Consider the following 18,223-nt stretch of genomic DNA (forward strand, 5'->3'; position numbering starts at 1 on the left):
GCCTTTGATGTTTGCTCGCAGATTTTGATGGATCATTTCTCCGGGAAAAAATCTTTGGTTTTTGCTAATCACCAGTGACCTATTACTCCTTTAGAAAAAAACACTCCTATTTTCCTGCATTTGCTGCTAATTCATTAAAAAATAGACTATTTATCAATTTGGCATGGCATATAAATCCAATTAATTAGATATTTTGGGGACTTATTAATCAAATTAATTCACATGATAAACAATTAAAGAGCTTTTTAAAAAAATACAGACACAGAAATTCAAAGTAATTATTAAATACTCACGCCAAGCGCCAACCACATTAAAGCGCCATAATAAACACTGACAATAAAGGCTTTAAAACAACTTTGAGGTTCTCGTTTATAAATTAGTCTTTGTTGATAAATTAAAACTAAAGTTGCTGTCAGCCAAAAAAGGTAAAACAATAAATTTACTTGATTGATAATAGCCCAAAATAACCATAAACCATGAAATATACCTTGTAATAAACCAATAATTAATCGATCGTAGCTCGCAAAATAAATCGCCGTAGATTTCACACCTATACGCAAATCATCTATTTTATCCGTCATAGCGTACATGGTATCGTATGCCAAAATCCAAGCAAAATTGATAAGAAATAATAAAAAAAACTCACTGTTTAAAGACACATTTGAAGCCACAAATGCCATAGGAATTCCCATAGAGAATGCAAATCCAAGAACTAGTTGTGGTGCATTTAGAAAACGTTTACAAAAAGGATAAACAAAAGAGATGAAAAGAGCGATTAGTCCTATATAAAAGCAGTTTTTAGGCAGCTGAACCAATATATATAATGCGGTTAAAAGCAACAAGGCTAATAAAATAAATGCTTCAGTCAAGCTTACTTCACCAGCGGTTAATGGTCGAAATTGAGTTCGCATGACGTGTTTATCAATATTTCTGTCTGCTACATCATTGATGATACAGCCTGCAGCACGCATCAATACAGTACCACACACAAAAAATGCTAAAAGTTTAAAATTAGGCATCCCTTTATTAGCAAGCCATAATGCCCAAGCTGTTGGAAACCAAAGTAAGAAAATTCCTATTGGTTTATCAAAACGCATTAAACGCCAATACGCGCCCCACTTCATAAAACAAACTCTAGTTCAGGAAGCATTATCTCTGCTATATAAAAAGATTCGCGTTGTTGAAAAGAAAACTCAGCCAGTCGTACCCATAGAATACCTTCAACAGTATTAATATTCTTTTTCACCCAATAAAACTCAATACAATGGTGATCAATTGCATAATTTGCTCCATTGATACGTTGTACTTTATTGTTTCCAAAGATTAAATTTTTTATTGATTCATTTTTTAAACGGTCAAAAAAAGAAGGCTCAAGCTCGTAACATTTCTTAGGAATAATACTTCGAGCAAACCAATAAGAGACTCCTTGACTTTTCATGATGATGTCGCGCTTGAAAACAGATTCCTCTTGAATCTGTAAGACATTTTGATCCCACCAATCTGTATTTACCCACTGTTGAGAAATAAGTTCAAGCTGTGCCTCACCCTTGATTTTTTGCAATCTCTCAGTTAACGATGCTTGGTAATTCAGCCATTTTTTGAGATTTTCAGGGCTCTGCACATTAATTACAAAAATAGAATTAGTATTGATAGGCATGGACTTTGATTAATTACAAAATATATTTCAGTATGATCTTACAAAATTACTGCTTTGGGGACAAGTTATTACTTACTCTTATTCTACCTAATCTATTTAAAATAAGCGTAATTTGTTCATGAGTATTATTATTTATCAAACTAAAATGGCCGCTACACATTGCTTGAGTTGGATTATTAGAAAAAACAATTTTCTTATTTGAGCTAACACCCATCCAATTTAAACTCCAGCGTGGATGATTCCATTGCCATTGAAAAATTAACTCTACTTGATTTGTTTGTTTATTCTGGGAATTCAAAATCATGCCTTTAGACCAATTCAATGAAGCATCTAATGGCATAAGGAACACAGAGTTACCCCTTATCATTGCTTGTACCTTTGCATACTGCATTGCATTTCGTAGCTCATCGATTATTATCTGCTGCTCATTTTTTCGCGTAAAATACCCATATGAACTTACACCAATAATTAATAAACTTGCAAACAAAGTCATAGTGATAAGCAATTCAAGCAAAGTAAATCCTATTGCTTTTATAAAAACACGGTTAATTTTATTTTATTCCTTAATTTGGAGCTTGCATCAATAAATTATTTTGGCGACTCAAATATTAAACAGTATAAGAAAATGCTTCTTCGCGTTCAAAATCATCATAATCCTCACAAAAAACCCCTGAAACTACACGTTGCATAGGCTCGCATTTTCTACTTAAGGAGCGAATTAAACGAAAATGAGGATGTGAGTTATCACTTATTGCATTTAATAGCCGTATGCTTTGTGAAAAAGTCAAATCCCAGCGCGCAAAATATTCTTCTTTATAAATATTCTTACCCGAGGTGAGCCACTGCAATACTTGATTTAATGCATTATATACATTTTCACTTGGATTTTCTTTCAGTTCTTTTAACAAATTAACCACAATATGAATAATCACGTGTGCTTCCTTGCGAATTTTTGCAAAATGCTTCAAACAAGCAAAAGGAGACTTTAATGAAAAAGAATGGCGCGCATCATCAAAAGCTTTTTTATCAACACTGTCTTTCAAAAGATCCTGGGATAATTTTAAAAAGATAGGAAACACTGCTAATAAAATTTTATGATTTTCTGATTGAATTGTTAATAGAGATGATTGTGGCGCTTCATTACCAAAAAAGGTAAAAGAGTTCTCTTCATGCTTAGGAATTTGAGATATGGAATTTGGCGGATTAAAATAAAGAGCTTTTAACTCTTCTGCTTGTTTCATTAATTCACTTTGATTCGGAGCAGTAGACTCTTCAATAAGTTGATAGACAACATCAAACCAATACTTATCTCCTCTATAACAGCAATAGGAAAGCAATTCACCTAATGAGCTAAATGTTGAATACATATATTCTTCGTTTTCATATTCCTGCAATTCATTTTTATGATAACGCATATTTAAATAGTTGAGGGTTTCTGTATAACCTGACGCAATCATTTCCTTTCTACTTTTTTCACTGACTGAAAAAGAAGAACTTGATACGTTATCTACATTAATCACTATCGATTGACACGCGTATTTTCTTAATTTCAATCGATCTCGTTCCCAACCACTGGCAGGATCACTCACACCTGTAAGTAACGTGTAAATTCCATTAAGAATAACATTTTCTCTATAGACTCTATCCATAACACGATCTATTGCTTTTCTTTCTGGTCCATCATCAAATTTCACTGCTAATACTTTTAGATTATTGCCATATTCAGATTCGAGTAATGTAGAATGATCATCAAAAAATGCTTCTGTAGGAAAGTTATTTAATACCCCACCATCATTATGCTCTTCTCCATCAATAAGCGTCGATCGGTATACTATAGGAAAACTTGCTGAAATTTTAACTGCTTCACTGACTTCAAAACTTGGTGAACGAACTAACGAAAAGTAACGTGTGCTACCTTGTCGCTTATTAGTGGCAGTAACAACTAATTCCTTACCAATTCCACAACCAGGACACTTTTGTCGGATCATTTCTAAAGTAGCAAAAGTAATTTTTCCATCCGGATATGGAATTTGATATTTGGTAACAATTTGATTCAATTTATATGCAATTGCAAAATCTAAAGCTGTTTTTAATGAATGTGCCTCTGAAATTCCATTGAGATTAATATCAAAATGAACTAAATGTTCGTGTTTAAAATGCTTAAATAACTCTTCAATTTCAACTCCTGAATAACCTAAATAACACATTAATGCCATAATCGCGCCTGCTGAGCTACCGGCAAATTTTTCAGGATAAATTTTAGCTTCATTGAGAGCTTTACAAACGCCAACATGCGCATAAATTTTAGCGCCACCACCACAAAAAACGATATTTTCTATATTCGGTTTTTTTTCTCGAACTAGAATCTGATGTGATTTTAAGAAACGAAATATTTCTAATTTCTTTGTTTCATGCAATGGAACAATTTGTTTTTCTTTAATTGATTTACTTTTCTCTTTTTCTTCAGTTAACCAAGGTAATAACCAACTCCACATACGTATATACCAAGGTTTAAGTGACATAAACCTCTGCATTTTTCGGTAATCATACATTTTATCAAGTCGTTCTTGCGGATCAGTTACCTCTATAGACTGCGGATGTGGATTCTTACATATGGATTCAAATTTAATATTTTTAGTATTTAAAGCAATAAGCCGGTCAACAAGTTTATCAGTGATAAAAACTCTTTTTGTATTTCCCAAGGGCTCTTGCTGAGGATCGTTGGGATCTTTATATTTTGTTCCTGTTCCAGGAACAAGAAATTGATGAAAGCCAATTAATATTCCATGACTTCCATGACACATTTCAATTCCAGTCAACTTATACTGAGATATATTTTTCAGTGATAAATTTAAATCACTTATTTTCCAATACTCTAGATACGTACCTTCAACCCAGCTTTTTATTCTACCCCACCACGTTAAAGAAACTTCTGCAGTAAATCCACGATATTCATTTACAGTAGAGCCACTTAAAAAGTTTTTAGTTTTTTCCTTTTGATGAGGCTCCAAAAACCATTGCATAAATATGGCTTTTTTTTCATCACTTAAGCGCGTAAAGTCAAATATTAATTGCTCGTTATCGAATAAATAATTACCTAAAGCAATTTGATTGTCTGGTGGCAAACCATTAATTTGCAAACGCCCTAAGTAGGAAATAATAATAATTTTTTTTAATAATTCTAGGTTTTTGAGGTATTGGGAAGAGTCAGACTCAAGCAGCTGGCTAATTATATGTTGTGGTGTCATTACTTATCCTTAAGTTATGATAATCCCTAAATCTGAAAAATTTTGCTTTATTTATCTCGAGCCTATTCTATTTTTTCATCACCTATATTTAGCTGTTAATTTATGAGCATTGTTTTTATTTTTTTATCCATCACAAATATAATTAACACAAATTACTCAGAAATTAAATAGTAAAAATAAATTATTGACAGGATTAAAAATTTGCAATAAAAATCCATACACCCTTTTGATAGGGGTGCATTAATGCAATATATCCCTAGATACATAACAAATTGGGTTAAGTACTTTAAGATTACTCACAAAGAAAAAAAGCAATTTTGAGTTTGTCAAATTAAATCAGCAAGAGTAAAAATCTTACCAAGGATCATTGGGCCTTAAGAATCTAAATTTATGTAACAGGTCACGATGGGATCTTTCACATTGTTTGTGATGCATTATAGCCAGAGTTTCGCTACGCGGCACCCTGGCTACAATATACGAGGCATAAATAGATCTCAAAAACTCTTTAAAAGAATTTAGCGAGATAACTAAAAAGTCAAGCTATATCTTTTAAAATTTCAGAGATAACTTTTTGAGGCTCTTCCGCTTGTGTTATCGGGCGACCAACTACTAAATAATCACTACCAGCTTCCACGGCTTGCTTTGGTGTCATTACTCTTGATTGATCATCTTTGGGGCTTGTATCCAAACGTATACCTGGCGTAACCGTTATAAATTGAACATCACAGATACTTTTTATGACTTTTACTTCCTGAGCAGAACAAACAACCCCATCCAAACCTGATTCTTTTGCTAGTACTGCTAATTTTTTTACTTGTTCTATTATGGGTATATTAATACCTATAGTACTCAATTCATTCTGATTAAAACTCGTAAGAACAGTTACTGCAATTAATAAAGGTCTATCAACACCATAAGACTCAATCGCATCCCTTGCGGCGTGCATCATGCTTGGACCGCCTGCTGCATGCACATTCATCATCCAAACACCTAAATCAGCGCCAGCTTTACATGCTTTTGAAACAGTGTTGGGGATATCATGAAATTTTAAATCCAAAAAAACTTTAAATTGTCTTTGAACCAATTGCTTTACAAATTGAGTTCCAAATGAAGTAAAAAGTTCACTTCCTACTTTCAAGGCACAATGATGGGGATCGAGTTTTTCTATTAAATTTAAAGCATCTATCTCTGTATTAAAATCTAAAGCAACAATTAATTTAGGTGACATTTATACCATTACCTCTTCTTCGTACAGTGTTAAAGCTTTTTTAACTGCTGCAACGACTCTGCTTTGCTCTGCTTCTTGTAAATAAGGATGCATAGGTAAGCTAATAACACGACGACTTGCTTGCTCTGCATGAGGAAAATCACCTATTTTATAACCTAAATAGGCCATGGCAGTTTGCTGATGCAAGGGTACAGGATAATGTACTGCCGTAGGAATTCCTAATTCTTGCATTGCTTTTTGAAAGGCATCTCGATTATTTACTTCAATAGTGTATTGTGCATATACACTAGTATTATAATTATGAATAAATGGTGTTCTTACTAAAGGCGATAGCATTTGATCATATGCTTTAGCAACCCTTTGCCGCATAATGATTTCATCAGGGAAAAGGTTCATTTTTTCAATTAGAACAGCGGCCTGAATCGTATCCATCCGCCCATTAATGCCAATACGATTATGACAATAACGTGCATTTTGGCCATGAATTCTTATTTCAATGAGCTTTTGCGCTAATGCATCATCATTAGTAAAACATGCTCCTGAATCTCCATAGCCGCCTAAAGGCTTAGATGGGAAAAAACTTGTACATCCAATTGTGGATAAAGCACAAGAGTATCGTCCTTTATATGTTGCTCCAAAACTTTGGGCTGCATCTTCAATTACTGGAATGCCATATTTTTCAGCGATAACATTGATTTCATCATGATCAGCACATTGACCATATAACCCAACAGGCATTATGGCCTTAGTTTTATTGGTAATAGCATTTTCTAATTGATTGGGATCCATATTATAGGTGAGTGGATCAATATCCACGAAAACTGGCTTAGCCTGACATAAACTGATCACCTCAGTAGTAGCAAAAAAACTAAAAGGCGTAGTAATGATTTCATCTCCAGGCTGAATTTCCAAAGCCATGAGTGCCATTAACAGAGCATCAGTCCCACTTGAATTGACAATAACATGTTTCACCCCAACAAATTCAGCCAATTGCTTTTCAAATTGGGCTATTTCAGGCCCCATGATATATTGGCCATGGTTCAAAACATTTTTTATGCTGTTTAAAATATCGTGTTCAATTATTGAATATTGTCTTTTTAAATCGATAAATTGCATCATAGTCTCTTAAAAATAGTTAATACCCTTCCAAGCCATGGACTGGCTTCATTCTTCCCCAGTTTTTACAACTAGGGCAATGCCAATGTAAATGTTTTCCACCAAACCCGCAGTGTATACATCGATATACTGGCTTATTGTCTAAAAATTTGCTAGTTATATCATAGAGCATTTGTAATTTGTCGCGTACTTTTCCATGAGCAGATTCAAGATGCCAATAAATTAATTGGTTTAAACCGCGTATCGATGGATGTTTACTCAAATTATCAGCTACAAAATCTATAGCTGCATCCATATTTTTTTGTTGTTTTAAATATTCCGCTATAACAAAAATTACTGAAGCTCGAGGATTATCTGCCAAAGTCTGCTCAAGATATTTGATACACTCATCCATGGTATCTAATTCTTTATGACATAAAACTAAAGGTTCAATAATCTCTGTTAAAAAATCAGCATCTTGCTGAGGAACCTTTTTTAATGAGCGTATTGCTTGTTTGTAACGTCCCTCTTTCATTTCCAAGCTCGCATGCATTAAACTCGCACGAACAGAAGCCACATCAACATTTATTGCTTGTTTGATACAATAAGCTGCTTTGTCTAAAGAGTTAGTTTTTAATGCCTGACTTGCCATCTCACAATAATAATGGGCAGCTTGATGATGAAAACTTGTACCCGTTGTAATTTCTAATTTTTTAATTACATCTAACGCTTTTTCCCAAGCTTTTTCTTGTTGATAAATCGCCAGCAAACCATGCAAACTACTGGTTTCTTTAGAACCACCCAATTCAACCACTTCTAAAAAAATTCGCTCTGCCCTATCGAATAAACCCGCACTCATATAATCTTGGCCTAAAGCCATTAAAGATTCTTTTTTTTGCACCAGACTTAATTGAGGTCTAGCAATTAAATTTTGATGAATACGAATAGCCCGATCAACTTCTCCACGACGTCTGAATAAACTTCCTAAGGCAAGATGTGTTTCGACCGTATCACTGTCTACTTCTAATAACTTAATAAATATATCAACAGCCTTATCAGATTGCTCATTTAATAAATAGTTCAGTCCTACAACATACTCACGAGATAAACGATTAGAAAGATTTGGAATATCTTTTGATTTGCTACGATTCGCCATCCACCAACCCGACCAAGCAGCGGCAGGCAATAGTAATGGCCATAAATCAATCATTATTACCCTCCTCTGTACATGTTATACTTATAATAATAAAACTAATGTTGATCTTGCAATGGAATTGAACGTAAGTTCTTAATTTCTTTTTCGGTTAATTTTAATTGATTTTTGAGTTTATGACACTCTGATTTTAAACGCCAATAGCGCGCTATAAAAAGTATAAAACCTATTAAAACACCAATCCCCAACATAATCGTCATCAAAATAGAAATAGGCATCGATATTGTTTCAAAATAAAAATTAACATCTACCGATGTCGCATTTAAAGCAGCAAAGCTAACACCAATAACAATAAGAAGAATATAAATAACTAGCATTAATATGCGCATTGAAGTCTTCCTTTTTTGTAGCCTGGGTAAAACCCTGTCTCTTAGTCGCAAGTTAAAATCTTGGGGAAAAGTCAAATTCGAGTTCAGGTTGGACGAAAATAATTCTCACGAGCACACTACACTTTTGAGAATCACTTTTATTCAAGATGTACCAAATGCGGCTTTTCGGTAAATTATATAGAAGATTCAGGGCAAAACCCGAGATCATCCAGAACACAATAGCCATATTAACCTAGGCAATTCTCCATTTCACCCAGATTAACAAAATAAAAAAGCGTAGAAGTATCTACGCTTTTTAACTCATTAGCTGTAAAAATCATTCACTTTCTTTACTAGCCATTTTTTCCTTGAGCAAATCACCTAAAGTTGTAGTTGAAGAACCTTCGGTTCTGGAGTACTTCTTAATAGCATCTGCTTCATCTTGTGCATCTTTTGCTTTTACTGAAAGTGTGATTGAGCGATTTTTACGATCAACATTTATGATTTTTGCTTCAATTTCATCACCTTCTTTAACAACAGTAGTAGCATCATCAACACGCTCATCAGATAATTCACTTGCACGAATTGTACCCGTAATATCGTCAGCTAATGCTACAGTAACTGTTTTTGGATCTACAGCAGTAACAGTACCCTTAACTATTGCGCCTTTAGTATACTCATCAACAAAACTTGTAAAGTTGTCCCCTTCAAGTTGTTTAACTCCCAAAGAAATACGCTCACGCTCAGGGTCAATAGCAAGAATAACCGCTTCTATCTCTTGTCCTTTCTTGTATTGTTTTACTGCTTCTTCACCAGGGGTTGTCCAAGAAATATCAGATAAGTGAACTAAACCATCGATATCTCCATCTAAACCAATGAAGATTCCAAAGTCAGTGATTGAACGAATCTTACCACTTACTTTTTGTCCTTTATTGTAACTTGCAGCAAATTGTTGCCAAGGATTGCCAACACATTGCTTCATACCTAAAGAAATGCGGCGTCTTTCTTCATCAATTTCAAGAACCATAACATCAACAACATCACCAAGTGCAACCACTTTACTTGGATGTACGTTTTTGTTGGTCCAATCCATTTCAGACATGTGGACTAGGCCTTCGACACCTTCTTCAATTTCCACAAAGCAACCGTAATCAGTAATATTGGTTACTTTACCTTGCAACTTCTTACCAATAGGATAACGTTCTACGAGATCAACCCATGGATCGTTCCCTAATTGTTTCATACCTAAAGAAACACGGTTTCGTTCGCTATCAAAACTTAATACTTTTACTTTTATATCCTGACCAACGGATAATACTTCACTCGGATGCTTCACTCGCTTCCAAGAAATATCAGTAATATGCAGTAAACCATCAATACCACCTAGGTCAATAAATGCGCCGTAGTCGGTAAGATTTTTAACAATACCATGAAGTTCTTGACCATCATGTAAGGATTCAAGCAATGCTTGTCTATCGGCACTACTTTCTTCTTCAACAACTGCACGACGTGATACCACAATATTATTACGCTTTAAATCCATTTTAATTACTTTGAATTCAAGCTCTTTGCCTTCAAGATAAGAAGGATCTCTTACAGGTCTGACATCTACTAATGAGCCAGGTAAGAATGCGCGTATGGAACCAATTTCAACAGTAAATCCACCCTTAACTTTTCCAGAAATAAGTCCAGTAACTGTTTCATTGTTTTCATGTGATTTGGATAATTTACGCCAAGCTTCCTGACGTTTTGCTTTTTCTCTTGAAAGGATTGTTTCGCCATAGCCATCTTCCACAGAATCCAAGGCTACTTCAACCGTATCACCCAAATTTACTTCCAATGCACCATCTTTGTCATAAAACTCTTCTTTAGGTACAATTCCTTCAGATTTTAGACCCGCATTTAAAATGACATAATCACTATCAATACCAATAACTTTAGCATTAATAATAGCACCAGGATAAAATTGAGCGCCGGCAATACTTTGCTCAAACAATTCTTTGAAACTTTCAGACATGTTTATAAACTCTTTAGTAAAAAAATGAAAGAATGAGTTCCACTCATCTTTCCCCCAACAAACATTTAAACACTGTATAGACGTTCATTTATTAAGTTTAATACATTATCGAACACTTGTACAATGGATAACCTGGTTGTATCAATTTGCACTGCATCAACTGCAGGCTTCAATGGCGCATGCGTTCGTGCAGTATCCCTTACATCCCGCTTAGCCAATTCTTCTACAACCTGCGCGAGGCTAACATTAATTCCTTTTTCTTTCAACTGTAAATATCGTCTATTTGCTCTTTCGTCTGCATTTGCATATAAAAATATTTTCAAAATGGCATCAGGAAAAACTACAGTGCCCATATCCCTACCATCTGTCACTAGACCTGGGGGTTGAGCAAAATTACGTTGACGCTCAAGCAAAGCTTCTCTTACTTCAGGAATAGCAGCAATCTGAGATGCGTCCTGCCCACATTGTTCACTTCGAATTTCACGATTGACATCTACATTATCAAGAATGGCTCGTGAACCATATTCATCAGAAAAATCAAAACGCAAATTAAGAGAGCGAGCCAACACCACTAATTGTTTTGTATCATGGGATGCAATATTATTTTTTCTCGCTGCATAAGCTAAGACACGATAAATTGCTCCACTATCAAGCATATTCCATTTCAGATGTTTTGCAAGCAACTGACATAAAGTTCCTTTACCAGTTCCACTTGGTCCATCTAGGGTTATTACAGGTACATCGTCATTGTACATTATCAACTGTTTCCTCTATTTGAAGTTGAAGTTGCTTGGCTGTATCTACAAACAAAGGAAATGAGGTAGCCACATTAGCGCAATTTCTAACAGTAACTGGGGCACTAGCTACAGCTCCTGCAACAGCAAAAGACATAGCAATACGATGATCTTCTCTGCTTTCAACAATACCTCCTTGTAAAGTGCCTCCCTCAATGGAAACGCCATCATCTAATGCCTCTGCTTGAATTCCTAATTTTTTTAGACCATCAACCATAGCAGCAATTCGATCGCTTTCTTTAAAGCGTAATTCACTTGCACCACGAAGAGTAGTTTGTCCACGCGCACAAGCTGCGGCTATAAAAATAACAGGAAATTCGTCAATTGCAAGCGGAACCATGCTTGCAGATATATTAATTCCTTTCAAATGAGCATATTGAACACGCAAATCAGCCACCCATTCTTCGCCAAGTTGGCGCTGATTTAAAAGGGTGATCTTTGCTCCCATTTCTAACAAAATATGAATAATTCCCGTACGGGTTTTATTAATACCTACATTACGTATAAGGACATCCGATCCAGGAATAATTGTTGCTGCAACAATGAAAAATGCAGCTGAAGAAATATCGCCAGGAACATATACTTCAGTAGCTAAACACTCATGATCAGAATTAATTGCCAAAGTATTTCCTGAGCGATTTATTGGATAAGAAAAATTTTTTAGCATAAGTTCTGTATGATCACGACTCACCCCTGTTTCAGTAATCAATGTTTCGCCTTCGGCATAAAGGCCTGCTAACAAAATACATGACTTGACTTGGGCACTAGCCTCAGGCATTACATAATCGATTCCATGAAGTTTTTTTCCACCTTTAATAGTAATTGGTGGTTTTCCATCAACTGTTGAAATCCCAGCCCCCATTAAAGCGAGGGGTTTGCTAATTCGCAACATTGGCCTTTTCAAAAGGCTCTCATCTCCAGTTAATTGACTATCAAAAGATTGTGCAGCCAATAATCCAGCTAATAGGCGCATACTGGTTCCTGAATTCCCACAATCAATAACCTGCTCTGGTTTTTTCAAGCCATATTTGCCTACACCATAAATCACTACCTGCTGTTCATCAGGGCCTTCTATGGTAACTCCCATTGCTTGAAATGCTTTCAAAGTAGCGATGCAATCATCCCCATCCAGAAACCCATTAATAACTGTTGTTCCTTTTGCGATAGAACCAAAAATGATAGAGCGATGTGATATAGACTTATCTCCAGGAACAGTAATTTCCCCTTTTATCGAGGTAACAGGTTTACTTATAAAATTGTGTATTCTCACAGACTATTTTCCTTTGCAAATTCAGACATGAATTCAATTAAAGCATCTACTCCAGCCATAGGCATAGCATTGTATAGGCTTGCACGAATCCCACCTACTAATCTATGGCCTTTTAATGCATATAAACCTCTTAGCTGCGCCAATCTAAGAAATTCGTTTTCTAATCGGGTATTTTTAAGAGAAAAACATACATTAACTATAGAGCGAGCATCATTATCGATGTCAGTACTATAAAATTCTGAACTATCTAAATACTGATATAATTTAGTTGCTTTTTGACAATTGAGTCGATACATTTCATCAACTCCACCTTGTGCTTTGATCCAGCGAAACATTTTATCAGCTAAATAACAATTAAATACCGGCGGAGTAGCATAAAGCGAATGATGTTCTGCTTGAGTTTTATAATGAAGCATTGTTGGCACAGGAGGATTTGGCGCTCTTTCTAATAAATCATCCCGTATAATCACTATAGTTAAACCTGCATTGGCTATATTTTTCTGCGCACCCGCAAAAATCAAACCAAATTTACTAACATCTAAAGGCTCACTAAGTAAAGAAGAAGTCATATCAGCAACTAAAGGAATTTCTGTAATCGGAGGAACATAGGGAAACTGAACCCCGTTAACCGTCTCATTAGCCGTATAATAAACATAAGCGGTATTTTCATTGATTTCCCAGTCTTTAGCACTAGGAATATTTTTGTAGGAATTTTTTTCACTACTGGCGATACAATATGCTTTTTTTAAATATTGTGCTTCAGAAAAAGCTATATGTGACCATATTCCAGTGATTATATAACCTGCTTGTTCATTCGGATGCAAAAGATTCATTGGAATCATCGCAAATTGCGTACGAGCAGCCCCTCCTAAAAAAAGAATTTGGTAATTTTTCGGGATGGTTAGTAGTTCCCTTAGTGTTTGTTCCGCATGGTTTAATAGGGCCATAAACTCTGAACTACGGTGTCCAATCTCAAGAACAGAAATACCTAAGTTTTTCCAATCAAGGAATTCTTCCTGGGCCTCTCGGAGTATGCACTCCGGAAGCATCGCAGGTCCAGCACCAAAATTATATACTCGAGTTGTCATCACTACTTTCTTCAATTTCAACTATATCATCATTTACATCATTGGAATCCTCACCTAAATCCTCAATTTTTTGCATTCCAACTACTTTTTCACCAGAGCTAACATTAATAAGACGAACACCCTGGGTATTTCTACCAATGACCGATAGCTCATTGACTTTAAAACGCACTAGCGTTCCTTTATCAGTGATCAACATGGCTTCATCTGCATCCGTTACTTGCACTGAGCGAACTACTTTACCGTTACGTTCATTTACCTGAATTGAAATTACTCCTTGTCCCCCACGTCCAGAAACGCGATACTCATCAATTGAAGTACGTTTACCGTACCCATTTTCTGTTGCGGTCAATATAGTTCCGTCAAGATGAGCAACAACTAAAGAAATTACTGCTTGTTCTTCTTCGATACGAATACCCCGTACTCCACGAGCAGTGCGCCCCATAGGTCTTACTTTACTTTCATCAAAGCGAACAACCTTACCCGCATCAGTAAACAACATAATATCTTTGCTGCCATCAGTAATATCCACACCAACCAAACTATCATCTTCATCCAGATCTACAGCAATAATTCCATTAGAGCGTGGTCTGCTAAAAGCATTTAAAGGTACTTTTTTAACGGTCCCCTTTTTAGTTGCCATAAATACATAATATCCATCCAGATATTCCCTTACCGGCAACATGGCATTAATTTCCTCGCCTTCGGCAAGCGGTAATATATTAATAATTGGTCGACCACGAGAAATCCGGCTCGCTAAAGGAAGCTCATAAGCTTTTAACCAATAAAGCTTTCCATGATTCGAGAAGCAAAGCAAAGTATCATGTGTACTTGCAATGACCAAACGAGAAACAAAGTCTTCGTCTTTAACATTTGTAGCAGATTTTCCCTTGCCTCCACGACGCTGGGCTTGATATGCGCTAATTGGTTGATACTTAACATATCCTTGATGCGATAAGGTTACAACAACGTTCTCTTCTGTAATTAAGTCTTCAATAGTTAAGTCTTCTTGAGATTCAATAATCTCAGTACGACGCTCATCACCAAATTGAGTTTTTATTTCAACAAGCTCATCACGAATGACTTGCATCAATCGTTCTGGTGAGGCCAATATTTCTAACAACTCTCGAATCAGCGCTAATAACTCTTCGAATTCAGCCAATATTTTATCTTGTTCTAAAGCAGTTAAACGATGGAGTCTTAATTCAAGAATAGCTTGAGCTTGCGCCTCTGATAACTTATAACCTTCGGGACTCAAACCAAACTCAGCAGCCAAATCATCGGGGCGCGATGCATCTGATCCTGCTCGCTCCAACATCGCTTTAACCATACCTGGTTGCCATAGTTTTGCAAGCAAAGCTTGTTTTGCATCTTGAGGAGTTGGTGATTGTTTAATTAAAGCAATCATCTCATCGATATTAGCTAAAGCAATCCCTAACCCTTCTAACAAATGCGCGCGACTTCGCGCTTTTTTCAATTCAAATAAAGTTCTTCTCGTTACTACTTCACGTCTATGTTTAATAAAATACTCTAGAATTTGTTTCAAATTCAAAGTACGCGGTTGTCCATCAACCAATGCAACCATGTTAATTCCAAAAACATTTTGCATCTGAGTTTGTGTATATAAGTTATTTAGAATCACATCTGCTATTTCTTGTCGTTTCAACTCAATAACAACACGCATTCCTTGCTTATCTGACTCATCCCTGAGGCCCGAAATTCCTTCAATTTTCTTATCTCTTACTAATTCAGCAATTCGCTCCACCAAACGTGCTTTATTTACTTGATAAGGGAGCTCGGTAATGATAATCGATTGACGACCCGAATCTTCATCAGTTTCAATTTCTGTTCGAGCTCGAATAATAGCGCGCCCTTTTCCTGTACGATAGCCTTGAATGATCCCAGCTCTACCATTAATGATGGCAGCAGTAGGAAAGTCAGGGCCAGGAATAATTTGCATAATCTCATCTAAACTAATTTCTGGATCATCAACCAAAGCGATGCATGCATTAATTACTTCACTAAGATTATGAGGTGGAATATTAGTCGCCATACCCACGGCGATACCTGAAGAACCATTTACCAATAAATTAGGTACTCTTGAAGGTAATACTACAGGGGCAAATTCGGTTTCATCATAGTTAGGGCTAAAGTCAACCGTCTCTTTATCCAAATCAGCTAACAAAGCATGTGCCACTTTAGACATTCTTACTTCGGTATACCGCATTGCCGCTGGAGCATCACCATCTACTGAACCGAAGTTACCCTGACCATCTACCAAAAGATAGCGCATAGAAAAAGGCTGTGCCATACGGACAATCGTATCATAAACTGCTGTGTCACCATGTGGATGGTATTTACCAATAACATCCCCTACAACACGTGCGGATTTTTTATAAGGCTTATTCCAATCATTACCTAACTCACTCATCGCATAAAGAACACGCCGATGAACAGGCTTAAGTCCATCACGTACATCAGGCAAGGCTCTACCTACTATGACACTCATTGCATAATCCAGGTAGGATTGCTTTAACTCATCTTCAATATTAACTGGCAAGACTTCTTTCGCTAGATAAACCATAGTTTGGACGTATCCTTGATGAAAAATTTTAATGATGAAGAATAGCATACAGACGCACTTAATTAAATGTCTGTACTAAATATGACTAAGTGAAAAATGGAAAATACTTATAATTTCAAATTGAGCAGTTAGGATTATGGAGCATGCTGCACTACAACATTATCTCAATAATTTTATTATTTTCTACTGTAATTCTTTCAAATTCTAAACCATAATAAAATTGACTGTAAGTGCTCGTTTTGTATATAGTGCCACCCACAAACAACAAGATCCTTAATCAGGAGTAGCAATGACTAAAAAAACAGCTAAACTCAGTATTGAAGGCCAAGAGCCGCTTGAATTACCCGTTTACACACCAACTTTAGGGAACGATGTGATTGATATCACACAACTGGGTGCTCGTGGCGTATTTACCTTTGATCAAGGCTTTTTATCTACTGCTTCCTGTGAATCCAAAATTACCTATATTGACGGCGATAAAGGCATTTTGCTCTATCGAGGCTATCCAATAGAGCAACTTGCTGAGAAAAAAGATTTTCTTGATGTAAGTTATCTTTTGCTTAATGGCGAGTTACCCAGCGCTGAAGAAAAGAGAAAATTTGTTGGCTTAATTAATAACCATACTATGGTACATCAACAAATGTATCAATTCTTAAATGGTTTTCGTCGTGATGCACATCCTATGGCAATTATGGTAGGAATGGTTGGCGCTCTATCTGCTTTCTATCACGACACTATGGATCTGAATAATGCAGAAGATCGCTTTATTTCAGCGATTCGTATGGTTGCAAAAATGCCTACTTTTGCGGCTATGAGTTATAAATATTCAATAGGATTACCTTATATTTATCCCCAAAATAAGATGTCTTATGCTGAAAACTTTTTGCATATGATGTTTAGTGTTCCAACAGAAGAATCAACTCCTGATCCAGTTCTCGTACGTGCAATGGATACTATATTTATTTTACATGCGGATCACGAGCAAAATGCATCCACTTCCACAGTACGGCTTGCTGGTTCAACAGGTGCCAATCCTTTTGCATGCATTTCTGCAGGTATTGGGGCATTATGGGGACCTGCTCATGGTGGTGCAAATGAAGCCTGCTTAAACATGCTTAAAGAAATTGGAAGTGTAGATCGAATTCAACATTATATTAAACGAGCAAAAGATAAAGATGATCCATTTCGCTTAATGGGCTTTGGCCATCGTGTGTATAAAAGCTATGATCCCAGAGCTAAAGTAATGCGTCAAACTTGTTACGATGTTTTAGAAGCTGTGGGAGCAAAAGATGCTCCTTTGTTCAAGCTCGCCATGGAGTTAGAACGCATTGCTCTTGAAGATGATTATTTTATTGAGAAAAAACTTTATCCTAATGTTGATTTCTATTCAGGATTAACATTAAGCGCTATTGGTATCCCAACAAATATGTTTACTGTAATATTCGCCCTTGCTCGTACAGTAGGTTGGATGAGTCATTGGATGGAAATGGTTGCTACAAAATCAAGAATAGGTAGACCTCGTCAGCTTTATACTGGTGAAAAAACCAGAAAGGTGCCTTAGCAAACGTAAGTTCGACATAAAAAGCAGGTATCTGCTTTTTATGTCGCTGCACATGCATTAAAATCCATGAAATTTGGTAATAGGTCACCCCTAATAAACTTTAAAGAAGTTTATTAGGAGAACTGATCCTCTTTATATTCTAACCAAAGCTACCGCCAAAAGA

Annotated in this window: 14 protein-coding genes; 1 reads left to right on the forward strand and 13 read right to left on the reverse strand. The window is 36.0% G+C overall.

The annotated features are described in order from the left end of the window. Positions 1 to 281 precede the first annotated feature (281 nt). The 13 genes from ubiA to gyrA all read right to left on the reverse strand — a co-directional run bounded on the left by ubiA (position 282) and on the right by gyrA (position 16,499). Positions 282 to 1,124 (reverse strand): 4-hydroxybenzoate octaprenyltransferase, encoded by an 843-nt coding sequence (gene ubiA / locus Lsan_RS00005; RefSeq protein WP_083505052.1) that lies wholly within the window; start codon positions 1,122 to 1,124, stop codon positions 282 to 284. Further along, positions 1,121 to 1,657 carry a chorismate--pyruvate lyase family protein gene (locus Lsan_RS00010; RefSeq protein WP_058512494.1) on the reverse strand — a complete coding sequence of 179 codons (537 nt, stop codon included), beginning with the start codon at positions 1,655 to 1,657 and terminating at the stop codon, positions 1,121 to 1,123. The genes ubiA and Lsan_RS00010 overlap by 4 nt, the downstream gene beginning before the upstream one ends. A gap of 46 nt (positions 1,658 to 1,703) precedes the next feature. Next, the gene (locus Lsan_RS00015) at positions 1,704 to 2,207 is read right to left on the reverse strand and encodes a GspH/FimT family pseudopilin (protein WP_420324274.1); all 504 of its coding nucleotides are present in this window, start codon (positions 2,205 to 2,207) and stop codon (positions 1,704 to 1,706) included. A gap of 58 nt (positions 2,208 to 2,265) precedes the next feature. Further along, a complete protein-coding gene (vpdC, locus tag Lsan_RS00020) occupies positions 2,266 to 4,905 on the reverse strand; it encodes a Dot/Icm T4SS effector VpdC (RefSeq protein ID WP_058512496.1) in 2,640 nt (879 codons plus the stop codon). 535 nt (positions 4,906 to 5,440) lie between these two features. Beyond that, positions 5,441 to 6,133, reverse strand: coding sequence for an orotidine-5'-phosphate decarboxylase (gene pyrF, locus Lsan_RS00025; protein WP_058512497.1), 693 nt, complete (start codon positions 6,131 to 6,133; stop codon positions 5,441 to 5,443). After that, a complete protein-coding gene (locus Lsan_RS00030; protein ID WP_058512498.1) occupies positions 6,134 to 7,249 on the reverse strand; it encodes a DegT/DnrJ/EryC1/StrS family aminotransferase in 1,116 nt (371 codons plus the stop codon). It abuts the gene before it with no gap. A 19-nt stretch (positions 7,250 to 7,268) separates the two neighbouring features. Further along, the gene (gene lapB / locus Lsan_RS00035) at positions 7,269 to 8,438 is read right to left on the reverse strand and encodes a lipopolysaccharide assembly protein LapB (protein WP_058512499.1); all 1,170 of its coding nucleotides are present in this window, start codon (positions 8,436 to 8,438) and stop codon (positions 7,269 to 7,271) included. A 41-nt stretch (positions 8,439 to 8,479) separates the two neighbouring features. Further along, positions 8,480 to 8,770, reverse strand: a complete 291-nt coding sequence (locus Lsan_RS00040) for a LapA family protein (RefSeq protein ID WP_058512500.1) — start codon at positions 8,768 to 8,770, stop codon at positions 8,480 to 8,482. 316 nt (positions 8,771 to 9,086) lie between these two features. Next, positions 9,087 to 10,766, reverse strand: coding sequence for a 30S ribosomal protein S1 (gene rpsA / locus Lsan_RS00045; RefSeq protein WP_058512501.1), 1,680 nt, complete (start codon positions 10,764 to 10,766; stop codon positions 9,087 to 9,089). A 65-nt stretch (positions 10,767 to 10,831) separates the two neighbouring features. Beyond that, on the reverse strand, positions 10,832 to 11,521 hold the full coding sequence (gene cmk / locus Lsan_RS00050) for a (d)CMP kinase (RefSeq protein ID WP_058512502.1): 690 nt from the start codon (positions 11,519 to 11,521) through the stop codon (positions 10,832 to 10,834). Further along, a complete protein-coding gene (gene aroA / locus Lsan_RS00055) occupies positions 11,511 to 12,830 on the reverse strand; it encodes a 3-phosphoshikimate 1-carboxyvinyltransferase (RefSeq protein WP_058512503.1) in 1,320 nt (439 codons plus the stop codon). Before aroA ends, cmk begins: the two co-directional genes overlap by 11 nt. Beyond that, positions 12,827 to 13,918, reverse strand: a complete 1,092-nt coding sequence (gene serC / locus Lsan_RS00060; RefSeq protein ID WP_058512504.1) for a 3-phosphoserine/phosphohydroxythreonine transaminase — start codon at positions 13,916 to 13,918, stop codon at positions 12,827 to 12,829. The genes aroA and serC overlap by 4 nt, the downstream gene beginning before the upstream one ends. Beyond that, the gene (gene gyrA, locus Lsan_RS00065) at positions 13,899 to 16,499 is read right to left on the reverse strand and encodes a DNA gyrase subunit A (protein WP_058512505.1); all 2,601 of its coding nucleotides are present in this window, start codon (positions 16,497 to 16,499) and stop codon (positions 13,899 to 13,901) included. The genes serC and gyrA overlap by 20 nt, the downstream gene beginning before the upstream one ends. Positions 16,500 to 16,788: 289 nt before the next feature. Between gyrA and gltA the strand changes: the two genes are divergently transcribed. Next, a complete protein-coding gene (gene gltA, locus Lsan_RS00070) occupies positions 16,789 to 18,060 on the forward strand; it encodes a citrate synthase (protein WP_058512506.1) in 1,272 nt (423 codons plus the stop codon). The last annotated feature ends 163 nt before the right edge of the window (positions 18,061 to 18,223 follow it).

This window comes from Legionella santicrucis, from assembly GCF_001468135.1.
Lineage (GTDB): Bacteria > Pseudomonadota > Gammaproteobacteria > Legionellales > Legionellaceae > Legionella > Legionella santicrucis.